The organism is Pseudomonas sp. NY15356 (assembly GCF_048068175.1).
Lineage (GTDB): Bacteria > Pseudomonadota > Gammaproteobacteria > Pseudomonadales > Pseudomonadaceae > Aquipseudomonas > Aquipseudomonas putida_K.
Window position 1 is genome coordinate 135,736 of the sequence record NZ_JBLUPW010000005.1, and the last position, 25,520, is coordinate 161,255.

Sequence of the window (25,520 nt, forward strand, 5' to 3'; positions counted from 1 at the left end):
TGGTTTGTGCCCTCTGTTCTCTCATCAGGCGTCGACCATGGCCAGCGCTTCCTCCACATCAACTGCAACAAGACGTGAACAGCCCGGCTCGTGCATCGTCACCCCCATCAATTGTTCGGCCATTTCCATGGCGATCTTGTTATGGGTGATGTAGATGAACTGCACGCTTTCGCTCATTTCCTTGACCAACCTGGCGTAACGCCCGACGTTGGCATCGTCCAGCGGGGCATCGACCTCGTCGAGCATGCAGAACGGTGCCGGGTTCAGCTTGAAGATGGCGAACACCAATGCCAGGGCGGTCAACGCCTTCTCGCCGCCGGACAGCAGATGGATGGTGCTGTTTTTCTTGCCCGGCGGGCGCGCCATGATCGTCACCCCTGTATCGAGTAGATCTTCGCCCGTCAGTTCCAAGTAGGCACTGCCGCCACCGAAAACTTTTGGAAAAAGTGCCTGTAAACCGGCATTTATCTGATCAAAGGTATCCTTGAAGCGGTTGCGGGTCTCCTTGTCGATCTTGCGAATGACGTTTTCAAGGGTCTCCAGGGCTTCCACCAGGTCAGCGTCCTGGGCGTCCAGGTAGCGCTTGCGTTCGGACTGCTGCTGGTACTCCTCGATCGCCGCCAGGTTGATCGCCCCCAGGCGCTGGATCCGCCCGTCCAGTTGCTCCAGCTCCTGCTCGGTGCCCTGCTCGCCGGCTTCGGGCTCGAGGGTGGCGAGCACGCCCTGCAAATCATAGCCATCGGCCAGCAATTGCTCTTGCAGCGTCTTGCGGCGCACGTCCAGGCCCTGGGACTCCAGGCGCGACTGCTCCAGCTGGCCACGCAGCAACTGGGCCTGCTGCTCGGCCTGGGTACGACGACGCTCGGCATCGCGCAGTTCGCGGTCGGCCTCGTCCATGTGCAGGCGGGCCTGGCGCATCTCTTCATCGACGCCCATGCGCCGCTCGAGCAGCTCTTCGAGCTTCAGGCGCAACTCCTCCAGCGGGGCCTCGCCTTCTTCCAAGTTCAGGTTCAGCTGTTCCTGGCGCTCGCTCAGGCGCGCCGCCTGCAGTTCCAGGCGCTCCAGGGCCTGGCGGGTGGAGTCGTGCTGGGCACGCAGCGAGCCCAGGCGTACGGCCAGCTGGTGGGCGTGGTCCTTGTGCTGGCGAGCCTCCTGGCGAATGCGGTCCAGGCCTTCGCGCAGGGTGTCGCGACGGGCCATCAGCTGTTCACGCTGTTCGGTGTCCTGGGCCATCTGCTCCAGGGCCTCTTGCAGCACCAGACGCGCCTCGCCCAGTTGTTCATGCTCGAGGGCGCGTTGCGCCTGCAGCTCGGCCAGCTCTTCGCCCAGGCGCTGCTGGCGCAACGCCACCTGCTCGGCACGGGCGCGGCCAGCCGACAGGCGCGCCTTGAGCTCGCCCTGCTGGCGGCTTGCCTCCTGGGTGCGCCGGTGCAGTTGCTCACGCTGCGCTTCCAGCTCGCGCTGTTGTTCACGACGGGTCTGGACCTCGCGGTCGAGGTGCTCCAGGCGCTCTTCCAATTCGCGCTGCTCAAGCCCCAGGCGCTCGATCTCCTGGCCACGGGCGAGCACGCCCCCCTGGGACTCGCCCCCCCGATTGACCCGCAGAAAATGCCGCCCGACCCAGTAGCCGTCGCGGCTGACCAGGCTATCGCCCTGGCCCAGGCCTTCGCGCAGCGCCAGGGCCTGCTCGAGGCTCTCCACCGGGCGCACCTGGCCGAGCCAGGGCGCAAGGTCGGTGTGGCCTTCGACTTTATCCAAGAGGCTGCCCGGTAGCCGGGTACCTTGGGGCTGCTCCAGGGTCAGGCGCAGTTCGCCCTGCTCGAGGGCAGCGAAGTCCAGGTTGCCGAAATCATCGACCAGCACCGCCTGCAGGTCGGCGCCGAGCACGGTTTCCACGGCCAGCTCCCACCCCGGCTCGACCCGCAACCCTTCGGCCAGGCGCGGCCGTTGCGCCAGGCCCTGGCCGCGCAGCCAGTCGGCGGCATCGGCGCCGGGCTCCAGGGCGGCTTGCTGCAAGGCTTCCAGGGAAGCCAGGCGTCCGCCCAGGCGCTGCAACTCGCCCTGGGATTGCTGGTGGGTCTCGGTGGCCGACTGCAATTGCTCGCGTACATCTTCCAGCTGCTCGACCACCTGTTGCTCGCCCAGCTGGAGTTCTTCAAGCAACAACTCGCTACCGGCAAGCTGTTCTGTCAGCTCGAGCAGCACCTCCCCTTCAGGGTCGGCGCCCAGCTGATCGCGTTCTTCACCCAGCTTGCGCTGACGCTCTGACAGGCGTTCGAGGCTGGCTTCGAGCTGCTGAAGGCGCGACTGCTGCACTTCGGCCTGGCGTCGCGGCTCAGCCGACCGGCTGTTGAAAGTGTCCCACTGCTCCTGCCAGCCCTGCATGCCCGCCTCGGCCTCCTCGAGGTGGGCGGTGGCTTCCTCGGCCGCGGCCAGGGTCAGCTCCTGCTCGGGTTCGAGCATCGCCAGCTCTTCACCCAAGGTCGCCAGCAGAGTGCGGTCGTGCCCCAGGTGAGACTCGGTCTCCAGGCGGGTACGCTCGGCCTCCTTGAGGTCATCCTGCAATTGGCGCAGGCGTTGCTGGCCATGCTGGATGCTCTGCTCGACCCGGGCGATGTCGCCTGCGACCGAATAGAACCGGCCCTGAACCTGATTGAAACGCTCGGACAGCTCATGATGGCCATCACGCAGGCGCTCGATGCTTGCATCGGCATTGCGCTGCTCGGCCACCAGGGCCTCGAAGGCCACCTCCTGGTCGCCGATGACGGCCTCGCGCTGGCGCACACGCTCGTCCAGGTCTCGCCAACGCAGCGCCGACAGGCGCGCCTTGAGCTGGCGCTCCTGGGCTTTGTATTCGCGGTACTTCTCGGCGGCCTGGGCCTGGCGGTGCAGGCGCTCGAGCTGGCGCTCCAGCTCTTCGCGCAGGTCGGTCAAGCGGGCGAGGTTTTCCTGGGTGCGGCGGATACGGTTCTCGGTCTCGCGGCGGCGCTCCTTGTACTTGGAGATACCCGCGGCTTCCTCGATGAAATTGCGCAGCTCCTCAGGCTTGGCTTCGATCAGCTTGGAAATCATGCCCTGTTCGATGATCGAATAGCTGCGCGGCCCCAGGCCTGTACCGAGGAAGATGTCGGTAATGTCACGACGCCGGCACTTGGTGCCGTTGAGGTAGTAGGTGTTCTGCCCGTCGCGGGTGACCTTGCGGCGGATGGAAATTTCGGCGTAGGCGGCATATTCGCCAATCAGCGTGGTTTCGCTGTTGTCGAATACCAGCTCGATGCTGGCCTGGCTGACGGGCTTGCGACCGGATGAGCCGTTGAAGATGACGTCGGTCATCGACTCGCCACGCAGGTTCTTGGCCGAACTCTCGCCCATCACCCAGCGCACCGCGTCGATGATGTTGGATTTGCCGCAGCCGTTGGGCCCCACCACGGCAGCCATGTTGCTGGGGAAGTTGACCGTGGTCGGGTCGACGAACGACTTGAACCCGGCCAGGCGAATGCACTTCAGGCGCATCGATCAGATCCGTGCCAGTGCCGCCAGCACCAGCTCGCAACTGCGCTGGCTATAGGCGACCAGCACTTCGCGGATGCGCACCTGGTCACGGGCGACCACGGCTTCGAGCAGCCGGGCGAACAGCTCCAGGTAGTCGACCATGTTGGCCTGGCGCTGGTCCAGGGCCAGGTAGTAGGCGCGGCTCATGGCCGGCTGCAGGTTCTCGACGGTTTCCTGCAGGTAGGGGTTGTCGGCGAACGGATAGGCTGCGCGCATCACGGCGAAGCTGTCGGCGACGAAGGCCTCGATGTCCTGCCGGGCATGAGCCTGCTGCAAGCGCTGCTGGATCTCCAGGAACGGCTCGAGATCAGCTTCACTGCGCCAGTGCCTGGCCACCGCATTGCCCAACAGGATGTAGAACTCGCCCATCAGGGCGCACAGGCTGCGCACGCCACGTTCGTCCAGCTCGGTGACGTGGGCGCCACGGCGCGGCAGGATGGCGATCAAGTGCCGGCGTTCGAGGATCAACAGCGCCTCGCGCACCGAACCACGGCTGACATTGAGCGCCTGGGTGACCTTCTGCTCCTGGATGCGTTCGCCCGGCTTGAGTTCGCCGCGAATGATCCGCTCGGCCAGGTAATGGGCAATCTGCTCGGAGAGGCTGTCCGGCGCCTTGAACGTCATGGTTTTCCTTCAGAATCTTTGAACGGGGCACAAGGTGGCGATTGTAGCGTAATTGCCTGCCCGCCGCGCAGCGGATCGACGCGCTTTATTCGACCTGCGGGGCCCGCCTGGACGCTGGCAGGCACTATGCTTGGAACAGGACGATCACTGCCGTCGGGCAGGGCCGCAGGCAAATTCTTGACCTTTGAGTCAGAAAATTATTGACCAAAAGGTCAGCCGTTGCTTAGAGTCCGCCCGAACAACAATAAAACCATTGCGAGGCCTTCCCCGTGATCCAGTTTCTCGTCAACCAGGAGCTGCGTAGTGAGCACGCCCTGGACCCGAACATGACGGTGCTGCAATACCTGCGTGAGCACCTGGGCAAACCCGGCACCAAGGAAGGCTGCGCCAGTGGCGACTGTGGTGCCTGCACCGTGGTGGTGGGCGAGCTGGCCCAGGACGACCAGGGCCGCGACACCCTGCGCTACCGCAGCCTCAACTCGTGCCTGACCTTCGTTTCGGCCTTGCACGGCAAGCAATTGATCAGCGTCGAAGGCCTCAAGCATCAAGGCGAGCTGCACAGCGTGCAACAGGCCATGGCCGATTGCCATGGTTCGCAGTGCGGCTTCTGCACCCCTGGTTTCGTCATGTCCCTGTTCGCCCTGCAGAAGAACAGCGATGGCCACGACCTGCACCAAGCCCAGGAAGCCCTGGCCGGAAACCTGTGCCGCTGCACCGGCTACCGCCCGATCCTCGCCGCCGCCGAGCAGAGCTGCGCCCGCCCCTGCCGCGACCAGTTCGACGAACAGCAGGCCCAGACCATCGCGCGACTGAAGGCGATCATCCCGACCGAGACCGGCGAGCTCAACAGTGGCGACAAACGCTGCCTGGTCCCGCTGACCGTGGCCGACCTTGCCGACCTGTACAGCTCGCACCCCGAGGCGCGCCTGCTGGCCGGCGGCACCGACCTGGCCCTGGAGGTCACCCAGTTCCACAAGGCCCTGCCGGTGATGATCTATGTCGGCCACGTGGCCGAGCTCAAGCGCATCGAGAAGACCGCGACCCACCTGGAGATCGGCGCCGCCACGCCGCTGACCGACTGCTACACCGCACTCAACGAGGAATATCCGGATTTCGGCGCGCTGCTGCACCGCTTCGCCTCGTTGCAGATCCGCAACCAGGGCACCCTGGGCGGCAACATCGGCAACGCCTCGCCGATCGGCGACTCGCCACCCCTGCTGATCGCCCTCGATGCCCAGGTGGTGCTGCGCCAGGGCGAACACCAACGCACCCTGGCGCTGGAGGACTACTTCATCGATTACCGCATCACCGCCCGCCAGGACAGCGAGTTCATCGAGAAGATCATCGTGCCGCGTGCCAGCGATGCCTGGGCGTTCCGCGCCTACAAGGTGTCCAAGCGCCTGGACGACGATATCTCGGCGGTATGCGCCGCATTCAATTTGCGCATCGAGGATGGCGTGGTCAGCGACGCACGTATCGCCTTCGGCGGCATGGCGGCCATCCCCAAGCGTGCCCGTGCCTGCGAGGCCGCCCTGGTCGGCAAACCATGGAACCAGGCCAGTATCGAACGGGCCTGCCAGGCCCTGGGCGAGGACTTCACCCCGCTCACCGACTTCCGCGCCAGCCGCGAGTACCGCCTGCTGACGGCGCAGAACCTGCTGCGCAAATACTTCATCGAACTGCAATCGCCGCACATCGAGACTCGGGTGACCGCATATGTCTAACCATCACGCAGCCAAGAGCCAGGCCGAGATGGCCGAACTGTTCAGCCAGGACCTGACCACCGGAGTCGGTCGCAGCATCAAGCACGACAGTGCGGACAAGCATGTGTCCGGCGAAGCGGTGTACATCGACGACCGCCTGGAATTCCCCAACCAGCTGCACGTCTATGCGCGCACCGCCGACCGCGCCCATGCGCGCATCCTGCGCATCGACACCAGCCCGTGCTATGCCTTCGAGGGTGTACGCATCGCCATCACCCACGAAGACATCCCCGGGCTCAAGGACATCGGCCCGGTGGTCGCCGGTGACCCGCTGCTGGCCATCGACAAGGTCGAATACTTCGGCCAGCCGGTGGTCGCCGTGGCCGCGCGCGACCTGGACACCGCTCGCCGCGCGGCGATGGCAGCGACTATCGAGTACGAGGACCTGGAGCCGGTACTGGATGTGGTCGAAGCCCTGCGCAAGAAGCACTTCGTGCTCGACAGCCACACCCACCAGCGTGGCGATTCCAACGCGGCCCTGGCCAGCGCCCCGCACCGCCTGCAAGGCACCTTGCACATCGGCGGCCAGGAGCACTTCTACCTGGAAACCCAGATCTCTTCGGTGATGCCTACCGAAGATGGCGGCATGATCGTCTTCTGCTCGACCCAGAACCCCACCGAAGTACAGAAACTGGTGGCCGAGGTGCTGGACGTGCCGATGAACAAGATCGTCGTGGACATGCGCCGCATGGGCGGCGGCTTCGGCGGCAAGGAGACCCAGGCGGCCAGCCCGGCCTGCCTGTGCGCGGTGATCGCGCGCCTGACCGGCCAGCCGACCAAGATGCGCCTGCCGCGTGTCGAAGACATGATGATGACCGGCAAGCGCCACCCGTTCTACGTCGAGTACGACGTCGGCTTCGACGACACCGGCCGCCTGCATGGCATCAACCTGGACCTGGCCGGCAACTGCGGCTACTCGCCGGATCTCTCCGGCTCGATCGTCGACCGCGCCATGTTCCACTCCGACAACGCCTACTACCTGGGCGATGCCACGGTGCATGGCCACCGCTGCAAGACCAACACCGCCTCCAATACCGCCTACCGTGGTTTCGGCGGCCCCCAGGGGATGGTCGCCATCGAGCAGGTGATGGACCACATCGCCCGTCACCTGGCGCTCGACCCGCTGGCGGTGCGCAAGGCCAACTACTACGGCAAGACCGAGCGCAACGTCACCCACTACTACCAGACCGTCGAGCACAACATGCTCGAGGAAATGACCGCCGAGCTCGAGGCCAGCGCCGACTACGCCGAACGCCGCGAGTCGATCCGCCGCTTCAACGAGCACAGCCCCGTGCTCAAGAAAGGCCTGGCGCTGACACCGGTGAAGTTCGGCATCTCGTTCACCGCCACCTTCCTCAACCAGGCCGGTGCGCTGATCCACATCTACACCGATGGCAGCATCCACCTGAACCACGGCGGCACCGAGATGGGCCAGGGCCTGAACACCAAGGTTGCCCAGGTGGTGGCGCAGGTGTTCCAGGTCGATTTCGAGCGCATCCAGATCACCGCTACCAACACCGACAAGGTCCCCAACACCTCGCCTACCGCGGCCTCCAGCGGCGCCGACCTGAACGGCAAGGCGGCCCAGAACGCCGCCGAGATCCTCAAGAAGCGCCTGACCGAGTTCGCTGCCCGTCACTACAAGGTCACCGAGGAAGACGTGGAGTTCCGCAACGGCCATGTGCGCGTGCGCGACCAGATCGTCAGCTTCGAGCAACTGGTGCAACAGGCCTATTTCGCCCAGGTGTCGTTGTCGAGCACTGGCTTCTACCGCACGCCGAAGATCTACTACGACCGCGACCAGGCGCGGGGCCGGCCATTCTACTACTTCGCCTTCGGCGCAGCCTGCGTCGAGGTGATCGTCGACACCCTGACCGGCGAATACAAGATGCTGCGCGCCGACATCCTGCACGATGTAGGCGCCTCGCTGAACCCAGCCATCGACATCGGCCAGGTCGAGGGCGGCTTCATCCAGGGCATGGGCTGGCTGACCACCGAGGAACTGGTGTGGAACGCCAAGGGCAAGCTGATGACCAATGGCCCGGCCAGCTACAAGATCCCGGCCGTGGCCGACATGCCGCTGGACCTGCGAGTCAAGCTGGTGGAGAACCGCAAGAACCCGGAAGACACCGTATTCCACTCCAAGGCCGTGGGTGAGCCGCCGTTCATGCTCGGCATCGCCGCCTGGTGCGCGATCAAGGACGCCGTGGCAAGCATCGCCGACTACCGCGTGCAACCGCAGGTCGACGCACCGGCGACGCCTGAGCGAGTGCTGTGGGGCTGCGAGCAGATGCGCAAGGCGGTGGCCAAGCAGCAGGTTGTCGAGCAGGAACTGGAACCTTTGACACATTGATCCTGTAGGAGCGGCCTTGTGCCGCGAAAGGGCTGCGCAGCAGCCCCCATCTTCGTTGTTGCCCAGATCCTGGGGCCGCTACGCGCCCCTTTCGCGGCACAAGGCTCCTACAGAGAAACGTGTCGTCTTTTTGAGAGGTTGCATCATGCACCAATGGATCAACGCCCTCGCCGATCACCAGGCCCGCGGCGAAGCCTGTGTCCTGGTGACCATCATCGAGGAGCGTGGCTCCACGCCACGCAACGCTGGCTCCAAGATGGTCGTCAGCGCCACCGGTCTGTTCGACACCATCGGCGGTGGCCACCTGGAGTACAAGGCCCTGCACATCGCCCGGCAGATGCTCCAGGAGCAACGCACCACCCCGCACCTGGAGCGCTTCAGCCTGGGCGCGAGCCTGGGCCAGTGCTGCGGCGGCGTCACCGTGCTGCTGTTCGAACCGATGGCCGCCGTGCAGGCACAGATCGCCGTGTTCGGCGCGGGCCATGTCGGCCGTGCTCTGGTACCCTTGCTCGCCGCGCTGCCCTGCCGGGTACGCTGGATCGACTCGCGCGAACAGGAGTTCCCCGAGGCCATTCCCGACGGCGTGACCAAGGTCGTCAGCGAGGAGCCGGTCGACGAGGTGGCCGAGCTGCCGGCGGGCAGCTACTGCATCGTCATGACCCATAACCACCAGCTGGACCTGGAGCTGACCGCAGCCATCCTCAAACGCAATGATTTCACCTGGTTCGGCCTGATCGGCTCGAAGACCAAGCGAGTCAAGTTCGAACACCGCCTGCGCGAGCGCGGCTACGACGACGCCGTGGTGGCGCGGATGCGCTGCCCGATGGGCCTGGCCGAGGTCAAGGGCAAGCTGCCGATCGAGATCGCAGTGTCCATCGCCGGGGAAATCATCGCCACCTACAACGCCTGCTTCGGCCAGCACGACGCTGCCGCCAATTCAGGCCCGATCGCCCAATTGCTGCCGCCCTCCCGGCGCAGCCAAGCCAATTGACGAGACCGTTATGAGCGCAACCCGCAAAGCCTACCGAGCCGCCATCCTGCACAGCATCGCCGACCCGGCCGAGGTGGGCCTCGACGCTTCCCACGAATATTACGAAGACGGCCTGCTGGTGGTCGAAGATGGGCGCATCAGCGCACTGGGCCATGCCAGCGAGTTGCTGCCTACCCTGGGTGCCGGCGTGGAGGTGGTGCACCACCAGGATGCCCTGATCACCCCAGGCTTCATCGACACCCACATCCACTTCCCGCAGACCGGCATGATCGGTTCCTATGGCGAACAGCTGCTGGACTGGTTGAACACCTATACCTTCCCTTGCGAAAAGCAATTCGCCGACAAGGCCCACGCCGACAAGGTGGCAGGCATCTTCCTGAAAGAACTGCTGCGCAACGGCACCACCACGGCGCTGGTGTTCGGCAGCGTCCACCCCGAGTCGGTCGATGCCTTGTTCGAGGAGGCCCAGCGCCTGGACCTGCGCCTGATCGCCGGCAAGGTGATGATGGACCGCAATGCCCCCGACTACCTGACCGACACGGCCGAGTCCAGCTATACCGAAAGCAAGGCCTTGATCGAACGCTGGCACGGCAAGGGCCGCTTGCACTATGCCGTGACGCCACGTTTCGCCCCGACCAGCACACCGGAACAGCTGAGCCTCGCCGGCCAGTTGCTCAAGGAATACCCCGGGCTGTACATGCACACCCACCTGTCGGAGAACCTCAAGGAAATCGAGTGGGTCAAGGCACTGTTCCCGGAGCGCAGCGGCTACCTGGACGTGTACGATCACTACGAGCTGCTGGGCGAGCGCTCGGTGTTCGCCCATGGCGTGCACCTGTGCGATGAAGAGTGCCAGCGCCTGGCCGACACCGGTTCGGCGGTCGCCTTCTGCCCGACCTCCAACCTGTTCCTGGGCAGCGGCCTGTTCAACCTGCCCCAGGCGGAGCGGTTCAAGGTCAATGTCGGTCTGGGAACCGACGTCGGTGCCGGCACCAGCTTCTCACTGCTCAATACCCTGAACGAAGCCTACAAAGTCATGCAGCTGCAAGGCGCGCGCCTGCACCCATACAAGTCCCTGTACCTGGCCACCCTGGGCGGCGCCCGTGCCCTGCGCCTGGACGACCGTATCGGCAGCCTGCGCCCAGGCAACGACGCCGACTTCGTGGTGCTGGACTACAAGGCCACCCCGCTGCTGGACTACCGCATCCAGCAGTCCAACAGCATCGAGGAGACCTTGTTCGTGCTCACCACCCTGGGCGACGACCGCACCGTGCGTGAAACCTATGCGGCGGGGCGTTTGGTACACCAGCGCTGAGGCTCAGAAATCGACTAGCCGCTGCACTGCGACCTGACCGACATGGGGGCCAGCCTCCAGACGCAGGGTCGCGGTAAGCCTTACCAACTGACCGCCTGCCAATGCCTGGCGCAGGGACTGTGCCGGGCTTGCGGGCAAATTGGCAAGCCAAGACTCGATCCAGCTGCTGGACAACACGGCCCGCCCCTGCTCGAAAGCCATATCGATCCAGGCCTGGTCGCTGACCTGCGATGCGATCAGGTAGACCCTTCCCGTCGATGGCTGATGGTATTGAATGATTCCTCCTACCCGGTACTGTTGCACCAACCCATAACGTCCCAGCAAGTCGTCGATCGCATTGACGGCATGAGAACGCAGGCGCGTACCGCGCACGGCGGCCAATAGGTTGGCGGTGTAGTCATCCATCGCTCGCAGGTAATAGACCGTCGGACTGCTACCTATCGCTTCGACCGGCAATGCCAGGCGCCAAGAGCTGGCGCTATCCAGGCCAATCGGTTGTTGCCGGGCAAGCAACAGGAAAGGGTCGGCCAATTCGCCCAGGCTTCGACTATCGCGCAACCACAGATTCAGCACATGCTCCAGATGCAGCAACCTTGCATACTCGCTACCCTGGGCTCTGTCCAGTATCGCTCTAGCTGCATTTTGCGCGCTTTGCCGGGTAAAGCCGGGTCGCGCCCTGATTATCAAGCTGTCCAGTTGCATGGAAAACAAGGTACGCCGTACAGACCAACCTTCCGGACCTCGGACCAATAACCAGGGCTGCTCACCGAAGCGTTCACGAACACAGCGTTCCAGATCATCGAAGGTCAATGGTGACGGCAACGCCTGCGAGCGCGAGAGCAGTATCCGGCTAGAGGTCTGCGTGGGATACACCGGCAACCAACCGCCCTGGATACCCACACCGTGAACCAGCCCATCGCTTCCCATCCCATATAAACCGGAACTGCGAAGCAGCTCTCGGTCCGAACCTTGCAAAGGACGAACTGCTTCCCGCCAAGTACTTACCTGCAATGGTTGAAGGGCAGCGCCCGGGGATATCCTGACAGATTGCCAGACCAACTCGGCGCGTTGCGCCCCCTCGATATGCAGGCCACCGAGCAATGGCCGCAGCAAACCTTGCCGGCGCGCCGAGCGCAGGGCTGTTGCCAAGGCGGGATCAACAAGCCGCGAGAGCAGCACGTCGAGCCATCCATCTCCCAACAGCACCAGGTTGTCCATGGTCTGAAGCGAAACCGCACCCATCACTTCATGCTGGACCAGCACATAGATTTCACGTCGCCCGGGCTTGACAAATAGCACCACACAGCGACGGTGAATGCCGTGACGGAACAGCACCCGGTAACCGCGATCGCTAATGACATTGGTGAGTATTTCGGCCAACGAATGACTGACGTTGCCTTCAACTGCAGCGCGTACGGCGACTTGTTCGGTGCTGTTCAGTGTCCAGCGCAACTGCACGAAGGACGCACGAGCATCCTGGATTGCCACCACCGGGTTCAGCGCGGCGACCTCCTGTACGACCAGATGAAGCAGCGGGTCGGAGGTCGCTGTGTCGAGCCATTGCTCAAGCGCATGCAGCCGCACCTGTGTCAGGCCTGGAGCAGTATCTGCATTACGGTAGATCGCTTCGCCCAATGACCAGAGGCTTTCATCAGCCATGCCGGGGAACTGACTTTGCAGCCGACGGAAAAACGTCTCGCCATAACCGCCCATCACCTGCGCCGGCTCTATTGCAGTGTTGCCAAGCGTGACGCGAACAGGCCCCATGCCCTGCTCGATCAGCTCATCCAGCTCACTCAACCGCGTCGGCATTCGTCCCGCGGGAACCACGTATCGAACATGCCCTTCGACAAAGCCTGGCAAGAGTGGGTAATACTCGCCTGAGATCCGCACGCCAGAACGCGGGACCGTCTCGGCGCCGAATGTCACAGAGACTTCCCCGCCGTAGGCGTGAACCGCCACGGTATCACCATCCCCGATTTGCCAGCGTACGGCCTGCCAACGTTGGGGGATGGGAGCCTGTGTTCCTGACGTACCCTGGCCACGCAAGTAAGCACGGGACCAAGCGGGTGCTGTTGTGTCTTGCAGGTAGGCATAGGCGAACTCGACCGCGCGGGCATCGGTCGGAAACTCATAGTCCCGCAGGATACGTCGGCCTCGCCTGATAGCCGTGGGCCGGGTCGTGCCGGCGAAACGTGGGTGCCGGCTCACTGGCCCCCAACTGGCGAAGACCTGCTCGGCATCGGTGATTTGGCCGCCACCGCCGCGCAGACCGACATCCGCATGCACAACCCAGCGCTCGCCATCGACCCTCACTGGCATATCGTAATGGCGCGTGGCCGTGGTTTCCAGGCGCAGCGTGTGCTCTCCCTTGCGACGATACACTGCATAGGCATGACCATCCTGCCAGATGTACTTCTTGCCATCGAGGAGCCAGGTCCCGCTGTCACGCCCCCTCAATGGCACCACGCGATCGAACTTGATTTTTGCCTCGTACCCTTTGAAAGGATCCATGGCAATGCGTCGCCTGGCCTGTACACGCAACGCCCTACGCAGGCTCGCCACGCTTGAACCGGCCGGAATGACGGTCAGCATGATATCGAGCAGCCCACCGAGCACGCTGAGAATGCCCATGCCGATAGTATCGACCTTTCTCGCACGCCAGCCGTCACCGATGGCCAAGGCGCCGTAGTAGACATCCTGCAGTACGATGGGCAGGTTCACACCGGGTACGATGGCCAACGCCGCACGCAGGTAGCCCAAGTGGCGGTGATGCGCTTGGATGTCGCTTTTTTGCCGGATGCCATACTGGCTGCGCCCCTGGCGCCTCGCTTGATTGATCAGATGATTGCTGCGCTCGGCCACTTGCAGGTGGATCAGCGTTTTAGTCAATGATAAAGGTGCACTCAGGTAGCCTCTATAACGACGAAGGGCCGCCTGACGAAAATAGCTCAGCAGTTTTTCCGGTTCGTCGCTGGAGCGATGCGCCACGTACTCCGCCACCGCAGGCTCTACTTCGATCAACCAACGTAGATGCTCAAGTGCATCGTCCAGTTGCTCGCGCTCGATCAGTCGATGAGCGTGAGGGGCGCCAGGCAGGTACAAGATGGTACGCCCTCCCGCCGTATCGACCAGCGCACCTGCTCCCTCGATGTTGCGTCCGAGTTCCTCCGTACTGGTAATGACCAGCCAATGCACCCGGAGCCCGGCCTCGCTCAAGGCCTTTGCGCTAGACGACTGGGCTGCGGCATTAAGCATCTCCGCCCCTTTTTCGGACAGATTGCCACGCCATCGCCATGCCTGACCCAGCAATTTCAACTCTTGGCTATAGGGCTCGACCAGCAGCTCGGCATGCTGCTCATTGGCCAGGTCGAATATTGCTCGGACCTTCGTTTCGTATCGCTGGAGTGGATCGAGCTCAACCAGTACATCCGACAGGTAGCTAGACGTAATCCCATCGACTTGCAGGTTGGCCATGGCCAGACGCTCTACCTCCGAGGGCTCGCTGGAGTCGAACCCTTCGCATGCCAGCTTTTCGAGGGTGACCGACTCCCACTTCTCGCTCGGCACCCACTTCATGGCCTCCCCTGGCCGGTGTCCTACGGCCCCGTATCCTGGTGCAGGTTCCAGGACGCTGCCCTGGCCAAACCACTGATAGGTGACGCTGACAGGCCTCTCCAGCAACACGGTGTCCGCAGTCAAGGTGATGCCCTTGTCGGTCTTCAACCTCGCGATCAAAAGAGCTGCAGCAAACACGGGAAATGTCGGAAGTTGAGCTTTCAACCATCGCTCCAGGCTATCCGCCTGAAGGTGATAGTCCACCAAGTGTTCGGCATAGGCCCTGCGCTCGGCATCACTACGCACCAACATCCATTTGGGCAGTATCTCCATTATGGCTTGCCCTTGCCATTGGCGCTCCGCTGCAGTCATGGCCGCCTGGCGGCAGCTGTCCACAGGAATTGCCAAGGCCGCCCGGGCCAGGTCCAACCGATACTGGGCGCTTTGTTTCTTCGAAAGAAGCTCCCCTCGGACCAGCTCGTCGGAGTTCAAATCCAGCCTCGCCATCCAAAATGTGAACAGGTCGCGTACCAAACCAGGCAAACCTTCACTATTGGGTATGAACGTCAGTTGGGCGCTTGCATGCGAAATGAGCGTGGAAACAGCGAAGCCACCTATAGCCAATGTGGCGCCGAGCCGTTCACGCAGCACCTCAAGACTCTCGAGATAAATCATCCCACCGCTTTCGCCATGTACCCAGAGCACGATCGGCGCGTCATGCAAGCCCGCCTGCCGGTCAGTGGCCCGAGCCATGATCCAGATGCCAGGCAACACCTGCCCATCAGCGCATACCGACAACCACTGCACCGTCTCCTCTTGACTCTGCAGAAACAACCAAGCATGAACCTGAGCAGGCAGGCGGCGTTCTTCGGCCAGCAGGCTCGCCTCGCTTTTCATGGCTTGTTGAATGTGACAGGAAAACGTCTCGATGCGGTGTGTCCAGTTTTCCGGAGTTTCCCTCAATCCGTCCTGCAACTGCCGCCAGGAGTCGTGTCGTTGGGTCAAGGCCGCATTCCAAGCGGCCATTGCGCTTTTCGAGGGTGGTGTTTCGCCAAAGCGTTCGAGCAGATCACGCAGATAACGAAAACGATGGTTTTTACATAGCTGCCATGGATAAGTGGCAGGCAGGCTACCCAACGCGAGCAGATCGACATGATCACGCGCCTGCTGCTTCATCGCATAATCAACGACCTTGCGCCATGTCGCCGGGTCATTCGCGATCAGCGTGGCGTAGTTGGTGAAATCATCAGGAAGGGCATTCGCCCAATCCTTATCGCTGGCCGATTGGGCGCGCAACGCTTTGTGCAGTTGGTTGAGCCAGAGGATGGGCGCCTGGGCATTCACAAGCCCTGCATTCACGCAGGATCGGGCATAAGCGGATGCTTCGTCGTGGTGTGCTTGCCCGTGAGCAATCGGCAACACATCAAGCAGGTCGTCCAATGATTTCATGTGGTGGCTCCTGTGTTAGAGCCACGAATCGTCCCTTAGGGTGACCATGAAATTGCGGTAGATCTTTGGCACCGCTCAACCTATAGCAAGTATACGGCGCTCTTCCAGATCAGGCGGGGCGACGCTCGAAAATACTCCACAGGGTAGTGGCCAGGCCCCACGCGCCCAAGCCAGCCAGTAGCTGGAGTGTCTAGACACCTGAGTGGCCGATCGACGAAAAAACCGGCAAACGATCAACCCTTGACCGAGGCCTTGGGCTTTTTCAGCAAATGCGAGAATACCGCGTGCAGGTCGTCCGAGGCGCCTTCCTCATCCAGGTTGAGCTTGGTGTCGATGTGGTCCATGTGGTGCATCATCAGGCTCACCGCCAGTTCGCCGTCGCGGGCCTCGATGGCATCGATCAGTTGCATGTGCTCGTCATAGGAGCAGTGCGAGCGGTTGCCGCTCTCGTACTGGGCGATGATCAGTGAGGTCTGGGACACCAGGCTGCGCTGGAAGCTGATCAAGGGTGCATTGCCCGCGGCTTCCGCCAGCTTGAGGTGGAACTCGCCCGAAAGCCGGATCCCGGCGCCTCGATCACCGCGGGAGAAGCTGTCGCGCTCCTCTCGGACCATCTGGCGCAGCTCGTTCAGTTGCTCGATGGTGGCATGCTGCACCGCAAGCTCGGTGATGGCGCGCTCGACCATGCGACGGGAAAAGAACACCTGGCGTGCCTCCTCCACCGTGGGGCTGGCCACGACCGCACCACGGTTGGGCCGCAGCAGCACGACGCTTTCATGGGCCAGGCGCGACAGGGCGCGGCGGATAATGGTGCGGCTGACGCCGAAGATTTCGCCCAGCGCTTCCTCGCTCAACTTGGTGCCCGGAGCCAGTCGCTGCTCGAGGATCGCCTCGAAAATATGCGCATAGACGATATCGTCCTGGGTACCGCTGCGGCCGGCCTTGCCATTGCGCGCAGGTTTCTTCAGAGGTTGCAGCTGTTCGTTCATGGGCTCTCGAGCACGAGGATCCGCCAGTCGGGACCTTGACTGTAATACCCGTCAGAGGGTGGCTGGCAAGTCCTGGAAAGAAAAAAGGGATCAAGGTATCGGCCTATTGTACACAGGCATACCGGTTTCTGCAGGTGGCCTTCGCCATATAGCCACTATGCGTCGTATTTCGCCCACAAAAGATAAAACATTATTTGCATTATTTGTACACAAACGCATAATCCTGCGAGCAACTTCTTGACCCGAAAGTCAACAAACGGTCGGACGTCTGCCAAATCCCCTCGCGGAGCCGCCCAAGTGCATGGCGCAGGACCAGGCTCCGAAACAACAAGAAAGACTTGAGGAGTACTCGCTGTGGAAAGCCGCAAATCCGAAGCCCCTACGCTGGATCTCGCTCCACCGCTCGAAACGAGCTGGCTGGAACGGATTTTCAAACTCAAGCGACATGGCAGCACCGTCAGGACCGAGCTGATCGCCGGGGTGACCACCTTCATCACCATGGCCTACATCATCTTCGTCAATCCCAACATCATGGCCGACGCCGGTATCGACCACGGTGCAGCGTTCGTCGCCACCTGCATCGCCGCAGCCCTTGGCTGCCTGCTGATGGGCCTGTACGCCAACTGGCCGGTTGGCCTGGCCCCGGGCATGGGGCTCAATGCGTTCTTCACCTATACCGTGGTCGGTACCATGGGCTACACCTGGGAGGCGGCGCTGGGCGCGGTATTCGTCTCCGGCGTACTGTTCATGCTGCTGACGCTTTCGCGGGTACGCGAATGGCTGCTCAACAGCATTCCCGTGAGCCTGCGCCATGCCATGGGTGCTGGCGTCGGGCTGTTCCTCGGCCTGATCGGCCTCAAGACCGCGGGTATCGTCGTCGACAGCCCGGCCACGCTGATCAAGCTCGGTTCGCTGCATGAGCCAGGCCCGCTGCTGGCGGCGGTGTGCTTCCTGATGATCGCCGTGCTCAGCTACCACCGGGTATTCGGCGCCATCCTGATCAGCATCATCGCCGTGACCCTGGCGGGTTGGGGCCTGGGGCTGGTGCAATACGGCGGGGTGTTCTCGCTGCCTCCGAGCCTGGCGCCGACCTGGATGGCCATGGACGTTGCCGGGGTGTTCAACGTCAGCATGATCAGCGTGGTGCTGGCGTTCCTCTTCGTGCATATGTTCGACACCGCCGGCACCTTGATGGGCGTGGCCCAGCGGGCTGGCCTGGTGGCTGACGACGGGCGCATCGAAAACCTGTCGCGCGCATTGAAGGCGGACAGTGCCTCGAGTGTGTTCGGTGCTGCGGTGGGGGTTCCGCCGGTGACGAGCTACGTGGAAAGTGCCGCAGGGGTTGCCGCCGGTGGCCGGACGGGCCTGACCGCTGTCGTGGTTGGCCTGCTGTTCGTCGCGGCCATGTTCTTTGCACCGCTGGCGGGGATGATCCCAGCGTATGCCACGGCGGGGGCGCTGATCTATGTAGCGATGCTGATGATGGGGAGCATGGCGCATATTCACTGGGACGAGGCGACCGATGCGATTCCGGCGATCGTGACTGTGATCATGATGCCGTTGACGTTCTCGGTGGCGGATGGGATTGCCCTGGGCTTTATCAGCTATGTGGCGCTCAAGGCGGGGACCGGGAAGTTCAAGGAGATTTCCGCTAGCTTGTGGGTGCTGTGCGTGATCTTTATTGCCAAGTTTGTGTTTCTTTGAGGCTTGGGCTTGAGCTTGGGCTTGGGCTTGGGCTTGGGCTTGGGCTTGGGCTTGGGCTTGGGCTTGGGCTTGGGCTTATAGAAAGTGTAAATATTCATTTGCGGCGGTGGCGCCACTGGCGCTTTTCGCCTTTACGGCGACCTACTTTTGCTCTTGGGCAAAAGTAGGCAAAAACCGCTGGCTCCTGCATCCGGCCCCGGCGCTGCGCGCCGGGGTTCCCTCGCTTCGGCATTGCTCCCAGCGGGGCGCGGCAAAGGGCCATCCATGGCCCTGCGCCGCTTGCCAGGCATCCATGCCTGGCACCCACCTCCGCAATGCCTACGCTCGGCCTCCTGACGTCGCGATTGACGGCGCCTGGGCTGTAGCGTAGGAAAAGCAAGAGCGAAAGCGGCGGTGGCGGCGAAAAATCATATTGATTGGTGGGCTTGTCCCGCGATAGCTCCAAGAGCCCACCGCCCCACTGAATATCCAAGACAAAAAAAAGCCCGCCAGTGTGAGAGCGGGCTAAGGACCTACGAAGATTCTTCTAGCGACCAACTAGCTTCCACGATAGGTCGAGTAACTGTACGGCGAGATCAGCAGCGGCACATGGTAGTGCTCCTGGTTCTGATCGATACCAAAGCGCAGCACGACAACATCCAGAAATGCGGTTTCAGGCAGTTTCACACCGCGAGCACGGTAGTAGTCGCCGGCGCTGAATTGCAGCTGGTACACCCCGGTACGGTAATCGTCACCCTGCAGCAACGGCGCGTCGACGCGGCCGTCGCTGTTGGTCAGGGCGGTGTTCACCAGCTCCAGCTGTTGGCCTTCGACACGGTACAGCTCGACCTTGATCGAGTTGCCCGGGCAGCCGTGAGCGGCATCCAGTACGTGTGTAGTCAAACGTCCCATTTGCTTGTCGCCTCTTGTCATATGCGTGGGCAAAAAATACACGGCAATCACCGCGCCAGGGGCCTGCGGTGTGCGGGAATGGAGCCATTAAGACATTTTCCCGAGAAATTGTACACAATTTTTTGAACACCTCTTGCACTACCCCCCTGCCCTGCTTGTAAATACACCAACGGCTGGAAAGACAGGCCCCGTGCCGACGACGTCGTCATTAGCTGACCGACCAGGCAGGTTTCTTGCAATACATTCTCAACCGACAAATGGGAAGAAATGCGGAAAAACAGGCTTACAAAAGATTTCAGAAGTTGTATACAATCACCCCATCCGGTGGTGCGACAACCCGACGCGGGCCGCCCACCCCACGCACCAACGAACAAGAAGGAAGACTGCAGTGAGCGCTGACTACCCTCGCGACCTGATCGGTTACGGCAACAACCCACCTCACCCGCAATGGCCGGGGAATGCACGCATCGCTCTGTCCTTCGTGCTCAACTATGAAGAAGGTGGCGAACGCAACGTCCTGCACGGTGACAAGGAGTCCGAAGCCTTCCTGTCCGAGATGGTTGCCGCCCAGCCCCTGCAAGGCGTGCGCAACATGAGCATGGAATCGCTCTATGAATACGGCAGCCGTGCCGGCGTATGGCGCTTGCTCAAGCTGTTCAAGGACACCGGCGTGCCGTTGACCATCTTCGCCGTCGCCATGGCCGCCCAACGCCACCCTGACGTGATCCGCGCCATGGTCGAAGCCGGTCATGAGATCTGCAGCCACGGCTACCGCTGGATCGACTACCAGTACATGGACGAGGCCCAGGAACGCGAGCACATGCTCGAGGCCATCCGCATCCTCACCGAACTCACCGGCGAACGCCCGCTGGGCTGGTACACCGGCCGCACCGGCCCGAACACCCGCCGCCTGGTGATGGAGGAAGGTGGCTTCCTCTACGACAGCGACACCTACGATGACGACCTGCCCTACTGGGAGCCGAACAACCCGACCGGCAAACCGCACCTGGTGATCCCGTACACCCTGGACACCAACGACATGCGCTTCACCCAGGTCCAGGGCTTCAACTGCGGCGAGCAGTTCTTCCAGTACCTCAAGGACGCCTTCGACGTGCTCTACGCAGAAGGCGCCGAAGCACCGAAGATGCTGTCGATCGGCCTGCACTGCCGCCTGGTCGGCCGCCCGGCCCGCCTGGCCGCACTCAAGCGCTTCATCGAATACGCCAAGAGCCACGACCAGGTCTGGTTCGCCCGTCGCGTCGACATCGCCCGCCACTGGCACGCCACCCACCCGTACAAGAACGAGAACGCCTGATGACCGCTTTCAAGACCCTCAAGCCATCGACCCTGGCCCGCGACGCCTTCGTCGAAGCCTTCGCCGACATCTACGAGCACTCGCCGTGGGTTGCCGAGAAAGCCTATGACCTGGGTCAGCTGGCTGAACTGGACGAGATCGAAGCGCTGCACCAGCGCATGAGCGACATCCTGCTCAGCGCCAGCTATGAAGACCAGCTGGCCCTGATCAACGCTCACCCGGACCTGGCAGGCAAGGCCGCCATCCAGGGCGAGCTGACCGAGTCGAGCACCAACGAACAGGCCGGCGCCGGTATCCACCAGTGCACCGCCGAAGAGTTCGCGCGCTTCACCGAACTCAACGACGCCTACAAGGCCAAGTTCCAATTCCCGTTCATCATGGCGGTCAAGGGCAGCAACCGGCACCAGATCCTCGCCTCCTTCGAAAAACGCATCCACAACGATGTCGATGCCGAATTCAAGGAAGCCCTGGCGCAGATCAACCTGATCGCGCTGTTCCGCCTGCTGCAGCTTTAAAAGACGGTGCGATGCCCGGCCCCGACTGCGCGATACATTCGCCCCGGGGCCGGCCCACCCCCAAACAGAACATAGAACAAAGAGATAACCGCATGCGCACTTTAGTGATCGAGCCCCTGACCAAAGAAGCCTTCGCCCCGTTCGGTGACGTGATCGAAACCGATGGCAGCGACCACTTCATGATCAACAACGGGTCGACCATGCGCTTCCACAAGCTCGCCACGGTCGAGACCGCCGAGCCCGAGGACAAAGCGATCATCAGCATCTTCCGCGCCGACGCTCTGGAGATGCCACTGACCGTACGCATGCTGGAACGCCATCCGCTGGGCAGCCAGGCTTTCATCCCGCTGCTCGGCAACCCCTTTCTGATCGTGGTCGCGCCAGTTGGCGATGCACCTGTATCAGGCTTGGTCCGAGCCTTCCGCAGTAATGGCAGGCAGGGCGTTAATTACCATCGCGGCGTCTGGCACCACCCGGTGCTGACGATCGAAAAGCGGGATGACTTCCTGGTGGTTGATCGCAGTGGTTCCGGCAACAACTGCGACGAGCATTACTTCACCGAGGAACAGATGCTGGTCCTCAATCCCCACCAATAAGAAAAGGTCGGTCATCCAGGGTTCGCCCGGGTCGTGACCGGCAAGAGGTAAATACTGTGGAAGCACACCTTCACGAATGGCTGAACCTGAGCATTCGCTGGGTTCACATGATCACCGGCATCGCCTGGATTGGTGCCTCGTTCTACTTCGTCTGGCTGGAAAACAACCTGAACCGGAGCAATCCGCGTGACGGGCTGTCGGGTGACCTTTGGGCCATCCACGGTGGTGGTATCTACCACCTCGAGAAGTACAAGCTGGCCCCGCCGAAGATGCCCGAGAACCTGCACTGGTTCAAATGGGAAGCCTACTTCACCTGGATGTCCGGTATCGCCCTGCTCTGCGTGGTGTTCTACTGGAACCCGACCCTCTACCTGCTGGCCCCTGGCAGCACCCTGAGCGGTGCCGAGGGCGTGGCCATCGGTATCGGCTCGCTGGTGGCAAGCTGGTTCATCTATGACTTCCTCTGCGATTCGCCCCTGGGCAAGCGCCCGGCCCTGCTCGGTGCCGTGCTGTTCGTCCTGATCATCGCTGCCTGCTTCGGCTTCAGCCTGGTATTCAGCGGCCGTGGTGCGTACCTGCATACCGGCGCGATCATCGGCACCATCATGGTCGGTAACGTGTTCCGCATCATCATGCCGGCCCAGCGCCAGCTGGTGGCGGCCATCGAAAAGAACGAAACCCCTGATCCGGTCCTGCCGGCCAAGGGCCTGCTGCGTTCGCGCCACAACAACTACTTCACCCTGCCGGTGCTGTTCATCATGATCAGCAACCACTTCCCGAGCACCTACGGCAGCCAGTACAACTGGCTGATCCTGGCCGGGATCGCAGTGGCTGCGGTATTGATCCGTCACTACTTCAACACCCGCCATGACAGCAACAAGTACGCCTGGACCCTGCCTGTCGGCGCCCTGGCGATGATCTGCCTGGCCTACGTGACCGGCCCCAAGCCGATGCCTACCGCACCTGAGCAAGCCGCGGCGAAGATCGAGTACCAGCCGCTGCCGGCGACCGCCATCGGTGGCAAGACCGCTGCCGAACAGCGCGCCGAAGAGGCCACCAAGGCCGCCGAGGCGCCTGCAGCACCGGCCGAGGCGCCAGCCCAGGCTACCGCCCAGGCCGCACCCGGTGGTTTCGAGAAGATCCACACCGTCATCCAGGAACGCTGCACCGTGTGCCACTCGGCCAAGCCGACCAGCCCGCTGTTCAGCGCCGCCCCTGCCGGCGTGATGTTCGACACCCCGCAACAGATCCAGGCCCAGGCCGCGCGCATCCAGGCGCAAGCCGTCGCCAGCCAGATCATGCCACTGGGCAACATCACCCAGATGACCCAGGAAGAACGCAACATGGTCGGTGCCTGGATCGCCAAGGGCGCTCCGGTCAACTGAGTTGCACGCTGTAACACACGTCAAGCTGTAAGTAGTACGTAGCTAGCATCGAGCTAGGGCTCCACAGGGGAAACCCCAGGCCTTCGGGCCTGCCCCTCCGGAGCCCGACGCTTGGATCCGAGAATAAAAACAAAACTCGAGGTGCTGCATGTCCGAGTCCCGCAAGGCGTACATCCCCGTTGCGCCCCCACGACAGCCTCTGCCCCTGTTCCAACTGATCCTGGTGGGCCTGCAACATGTATTGCTGATGTACGGAGGCGCGATCGCCGTGCCTTTGATCATTGGCCAGGCCGCCGGGCTGTCTCGTGAAGAAGTTGCCTTCCTGATCAACGCCGACCTGCTGGTCGCAGGCGTTGCCACCATGGTCCAATCGTTCGGTATCGGTCCCGTCGGCATTCGCATGCCGGTGATGATGGGGGCCAGCTTCGCTGCCGTCGGCAGCATGGTCGCCATGGCCGGCATGCCGGGCGTCGGCCTGCAGGGGATTTTCGGCGCGACCATCGCGGCCGGTTTCTTCGGCATGCTGATCGCGCCGTTCATGTCCAAGGTGGTGCGGTTCTTCCCGCCTCTGGTCACCGGCACCGTGATCACCTCGATCGGCCTGTCGTTGTTCCCGGTCGCGGTCAACTGGGCCGGTGGTGGCCATGAAGCCGATACCTTCGGCTCGCCCATCTACCTGCTGGTTGCCGGCCTGGTACTGGCAGTGATCCTGCTGATCAACCGTTTCATGCGTGGGTTCTGGGTCAATGTCTCGGTACTGGTAGGCATGGGCCTGGGCTACATCCTGGCCGGCTCCATCGGCATGGTCGACCTGTCCGGCCTGTCCGAGGCACCGTGGGTGCAAGTGGTCACTCCACTGCACTTCGGCATGCCGACCTTCAGCCTGGCACCGATCCTGTCCATGTGTCTGGTGGTGGTGATCATCTTCGTGGAATCCACCGGCATGTTCCTCGCCCTGGGCAAGGTCACCGACCGTGAAGTCACCCCTGGCATGCTGCGGCGCGGCCTGATGTGCGACGCGGGGGCGTCGTTCGTCGCCGGCTTCTTCAATACCTTCACCCACTCCTCCTTCGCCCAGAACATCGGCCTGGTGCAGATGACTGGGGTGCGCTGCCGCTATGTCACCATCGTGGCCGGCGCCCTGTTGATCCTCCTCAGCCTGCTGCCGAAGGCGGCCTTCCTGATTGCCTCGATCCCACCTGCGGTACTGGGCGGCGCGTCCATCGCCATGTTCGGCATGGTCACTGCCACGGGCATCAAGATCCTCCAGGAAGCGGACATCTCCGACCGTCGCAACCAGCTGCTGGTCGCGGTCAGCGTCGGCTTCGGCCTGATCCCTGTGGTCCGTCCGGAGTTCTTCGCCCAGATGCCCCAGTGGATGGAACCCATCACCCACAGCGGCATCGCCATGGCCACGGTGAGCGCCCTGGTGTTGAACCTGCTGTTCAACATCCTCGGCGGTGCCGAGCGCGCCGTGCACAACGCCGCGCATCAGCACTGAGTGGTCGGGCGGCTGCATTGCCGCCCTGCTCTTCCCCGCAGTAACCGCAACACCGTCGGCCCACGCTCGTGGGCCGTACGGGGCGCCTGCGCGCCGAAAAAACCACAAACAAGAACAAGAACCGGGAATCACAACATGAAGCGCATCACCTCGTCCCTGTTGCTGGGCAGCAGCCTGCTGGCCACCCTCCCCGCCGTCGCAGGCGACTGGCTGGAGTGGCACGGCGAAAGCCTGACGTACCTGTACGGCAAGGACTTCAAGGTCAACCCAGGCATCCAGCAGACGGTGACGTTCGAACACGCCAACCGGTGGAAATACGGCGACACCTTCCTGTTCATCGACAAGACCTTCTACAACGGCCAGGCCGATGCCACCAAAGGCCCGACCACCTACTACGGTGAGTTCAGCCCGCGCCTGTCGTTCGGCAAGATCTTCGACCGCAAGCTCGAGTTCGGCCCGATCAAGGACGTCCTGCTGGCCATGACCTACGAGCGCGGCGAAGGCGACAACGAGACCTACCTGATCGGCCCCGGCTTCAGCCTGGCAGTGCCTGGCTTCAACTATTTCAACCTGAACTTCTACTGGCGTAATACCGAGGGCAGCCGCCCCGGGGATGATGTCTGGCAGATCACCCCGAACTGGTCCTACACCATTCCGGTGGGCAAATCCGACATCCTCATCGATGGCTACATCGACTGGGTGGTGGACAACGACCAGACCCGCCGCGGCACCTACCATTCCAACCTGCAGTTCAACCCACAGGTCAAGTACGACCTGGGCAAGGCCCTGAACTGGGGCGCCAAGCAGCTCTATGTGGGTATCGAATACAGCTACTGGAAGGACAAGTACGGCATCGACAGCCAAGGCAACATCGACAGCAACCAGAGCGTAACCAGCGCCTTGGTGAAAGTTCACTTCTAAAAGTTGACTCAAAGATCAGGTTTTATGCCATAGTGCGCCAGGACGGAGCACTTGAGGCCCAGCGCGCAAGTGAGTAATCTGCGCGCCCCCTCGATCAG

At 62.5% G+C, this 25,520-nt stretch carries 16 protein-coding genes; 11 read left to right on the forward strand and 5 right to left on the reverse strand.

Features of this window, described 5'->3' with window-relative positions; all coding sequences use genetic code 11:
• Positions 1 to 24: 24 nt before the first annotated feature.
• Both smc and ACNFCI_RS06645 read right to left on the reverse strand, forming a co-directional pair.
• Complete coding sequence (gene smc / locus ACNFCI_RS06640) at positions 25 to 3,513, reverse strand: chromosome segregation protein SMC (protein ID WP_368829658.1); 3,489 nt, start codon at positions 3,511 to 3,513, stop codon at positions 25 to 27.
• A 3-nt stretch (positions 3,514 to 3,516) separates the two neighbouring features.
• A complete protein-coding gene (locus ACNFCI_RS06645; RefSeq protein WP_084854634.1) occupies positions 3,517 to 4,176 on the reverse strand; it encodes a GntR family transcriptional regulator in 660 nt (219 codons plus the stop codon).
• Between the two features lie 269 nt (positions 4,177 to 4,445).
• Between ACNFCI_RS06645 and xdhA the strand changes: the two genes are divergently transcribed.
• The 4 genes from xdhA to guaD all read left to right on the forward strand — a co-directional run bounded on the left by xdhA (position 4,446) and on the right by guaD (position 10,598).
• On the forward strand, positions 4,446 to 5,900 hold the full coding sequence (gene xdhA / locus ACNFCI_RS06650) for a xanthine dehydrogenase small subunit (protein ID WP_368829659.1): 1,455 nt from the start codon (positions 4,446 to 4,448) through the stop codon (positions 5,898 to 5,900).
• Positions 5,893 to 8,292, forward strand: coding sequence for a xanthine dehydrogenase molybdopterin binding subunit (gene xdhB, locus ACNFCI_RS06655; protein WP_368829660.1), 2,400 nt, complete (start codon positions 5,893 to 5,895; stop codon positions 8,290 to 8,292). The genes xdhA and xdhB overlap by 8 nt, the downstream gene beginning before the upstream one ends.
• A gap of 145 nt (positions 8,293 to 8,437) precedes the next feature.
• Positions 8,438 to 9,283, forward strand: a complete 846-nt coding sequence (gene xdhC / locus ACNFCI_RS06660; RefSeq protein ID WP_084854631.1) for a xanthine dehydrogenase accessory protein XdhC — start codon at positions 8,438 to 8,440, stop codon at positions 9,281 to 9,283.
• Positions 9,284 to 9,293: 10 nt separating this feature from the next.
• On the forward strand, positions 9,294 to 10,598 hold the full coding sequence (guaD, locus tag ACNFCI_RS06665) for a guanine deaminase (RefSeq protein ID WP_084854630.1): 1,305 nt from the start codon (positions 9,294 to 9,296) through the stop codon (positions 10,596 to 10,598).
• Between the two features lie 3 nt (positions 10,599 to 10,601).
• On the opposite strand, the gene ACNFCI_RS06670 is transcribed toward guaD, so the two are convergent.
• Both ACNFCI_RS06670 and ACNFCI_RS06675 read right to left on the reverse strand, forming a co-directional pair.
• A complete protein-coding gene (locus ACNFCI_RS06670; RefSeq protein ID WP_084854629.1) occupies positions 10,602 to 15,605 on the reverse strand; it encodes a dermonecrotic toxin domain-containing protein in 5,004 nt (1,667 codons plus the stop codon).
• Positions 15,606 to 15,838: 233 nt separating this feature from the next.
• A complete protein-coding gene (locus ACNFCI_RS06675) occupies positions 15,839 to 16,594 on the reverse strand; it encodes a GntR family transcriptional regulator (RefSeq protein ID WP_084854628.1) in 756 nt (251 codons plus the stop codon).
• Positions 16,595 to 16,948: 354 nt separating this feature from the next.
• On the opposite strand from ACNFCI_RS06675, the gene ACNFCI_RS06680 reads away from it, so the two are divergent.
• Positions 16,949 to 18,298: an NCS2 family permease gene (locus ACNFCI_RS06680; RefSeq protein ID WP_084854627.1), complete on the forward strand. Its 1,350-nt coding sequence runs from the start codon at positions 16,949 to 16,951 to the stop codon at positions 18,296 to 18,298.
• A gap of 537 nt (positions 18,299 to 18,835) precedes the next feature.
• Here ACNFCI_RS06680 and uraH read toward each other — a convergent pair.
• Positions 18,836 to 19,189 (reverse strand): hydroxyisourate hydrolase, encoded by a 354-nt coding sequence (uraH, locus tag ACNFCI_RS06685; RefSeq protein ID WP_084854626.1) that lies wholly within the window; start codon positions 19,187 to 19,189, stop codon positions 18,836 to 18,838.
• Between the two features lie 388 nt (positions 19,190 to 19,577).
• On the opposite strand from uraH, the gene puuE reads away from it, so the two are divergent.
• The 6 genes from puuE to ACNFCI_RS06715 all read left to right on the forward strand — a co-directional run bounded on the left by puuE (position 19,578) and on the right by ACNFCI_RS06715 (position 25,422).
• Positions 19,578 to 20,504: an allantoinase PuuE gene (gene puuE, locus ACNFCI_RS06690; protein ID WP_084854625.1), complete on the forward strand. Its 927-nt coding sequence runs from the start codon at positions 19,578 to 19,580 to the stop codon at positions 20,502 to 20,504.
• Entirely contained in the window at positions 20,504 to 21,019 is a 516-nt protein-coding gene (uraD, locus tag ACNFCI_RS06695; protein ID WP_368829661.1) for a 2-oxo-4-hydroxy-4-carboxy-5-ureidoimidazoline decarboxylase, read from the forward strand. The genes puuE and uraD overlap by 1 nt, the downstream gene beginning before the upstream one ends.
• Before the next feature lie 92 nt (positions 21,020 to 21,111).
• A complete protein-coding gene (locus ACNFCI_RS06700; RefSeq protein ID WP_084854623.1) occupies positions 21,112 to 21,615 on the forward strand; it encodes an ureidoglycolate lyase in 504 nt (167 codons plus the stop codon).
• A gap of 56 nt (positions 21,616 to 21,671) precedes the next feature.
• Positions 21,672 to 23,000 carry a urate hydroxylase PuuD gene (locus ACNFCI_RS06705; protein WP_084854622.1) on the forward strand — a complete coding sequence of 443 codons (1,329 nt, stop codon included), beginning with the start codon at positions 21,672 to 21,674 and terminating at the stop codon, positions 22,998 to 23,000.
• A 148-nt stretch (positions 23,001 to 23,148) separates the two neighbouring features.
• Positions 23,149 to 24,501: a nucleobase:cation symporter-2 family protein gene (locus ACNFCI_RS06710; protein WP_324813808.1), complete on the forward strand. Its 1,353-nt coding sequence runs from the start codon at positions 23,149 to 23,151 to the stop codon at positions 24,499 to 24,501.
• Between the two features lie 135 nt (positions 24,502 to 24,636).
• A complete protein-coding gene (locus ACNFCI_RS06715) occupies positions 24,637 to 25,422 on the forward strand; it encodes an outer membrane protein OmpK (protein WP_084854620.1) in 786 nt (261 codons plus the stop codon).
• Positions 25,423 to 25,520 lie beyond the last annotated feature (98 nt).

Coding starts and splice junctions, on each gene's coding strand:
- smc (WP_368829658.1), bottom strand. CDS start 3,513: ATGCGCCTGAAGTGCATTCGCCTGGCCGGGTTCAAGTCGTTCGTCGAC.
- ACNFCI_RS06645 (WP_084854634.1), bottom strand. CDS start 4,176: ATGACGTTCAAGGCGCCGGACAGCCTCTCCGAGCAGATTGCCCATTAC.
- xdhB (WP_368829660.1), top strand. CDS start 5,893: ATGTCTAACCATCACGCAGCCAAGAGCCAGGCCGAGATGGCCGAACTG.
- xdhC (WP_084854631.1), top strand. CDS start 8,438: ATGCACCAATGGATCAACGCCCTCGCCGATCACCAGGCCCGCGGCGAA.
- guaD (WP_084854630.1), top strand. CDS start 9,294: ATGAGCGCAACCCGCAAAGCCTACCGAGCCGCCATCCTGCACAGCATC.
- ACNFCI_RS06670 (WP_084854629.1), bottom strand. CDS start 15,605: ATGAAATCATTGGACGACCTGCTTGATGTGTTGCCGATTGCTCACGGG.
- ACNFCI_RS06675 (WP_084854628.1), bottom strand. CDS start 16,594: ATGAACGAACAGCTGCAACCTCTGAAGAAACCTGCGCGCAATGGCAAG.
- uraH (WP_084854626.1), bottom strand. CDS start 19,189: ATGGGACGTTTGACTACACACGTACTGGATGCCGCTCACGGCTGCCCG.
- uraD (WP_368829661.1), top strand. CDS start 20,504: ATGACCGCTTTCAAGACCCTCAAGCCATCGACCCTGGCCCGCGACGCC.
- ACNFCI_RS06700 (WP_084854623.1), top strand. CDS start 21,112: ATGCGCACTTTAGTGATCGAGCCCCTGACCAAAGAAGCCTTCGCCCCG.
- ACNFCI_RS06710 (WP_324813808.1), top strand. CDS start 23,149: ATGTCCGAGTCCCGCAAGGCGTACATCCCCGTTGCGCCCCCACGACAG.
- ACNFCI_RS06715 (WP_084854620.1), top strand. CDS start 24,637: ATGAAGCGCATCACCTCGTCCCTGTTGCTGGGCAGCAGCCTGCTGGCC.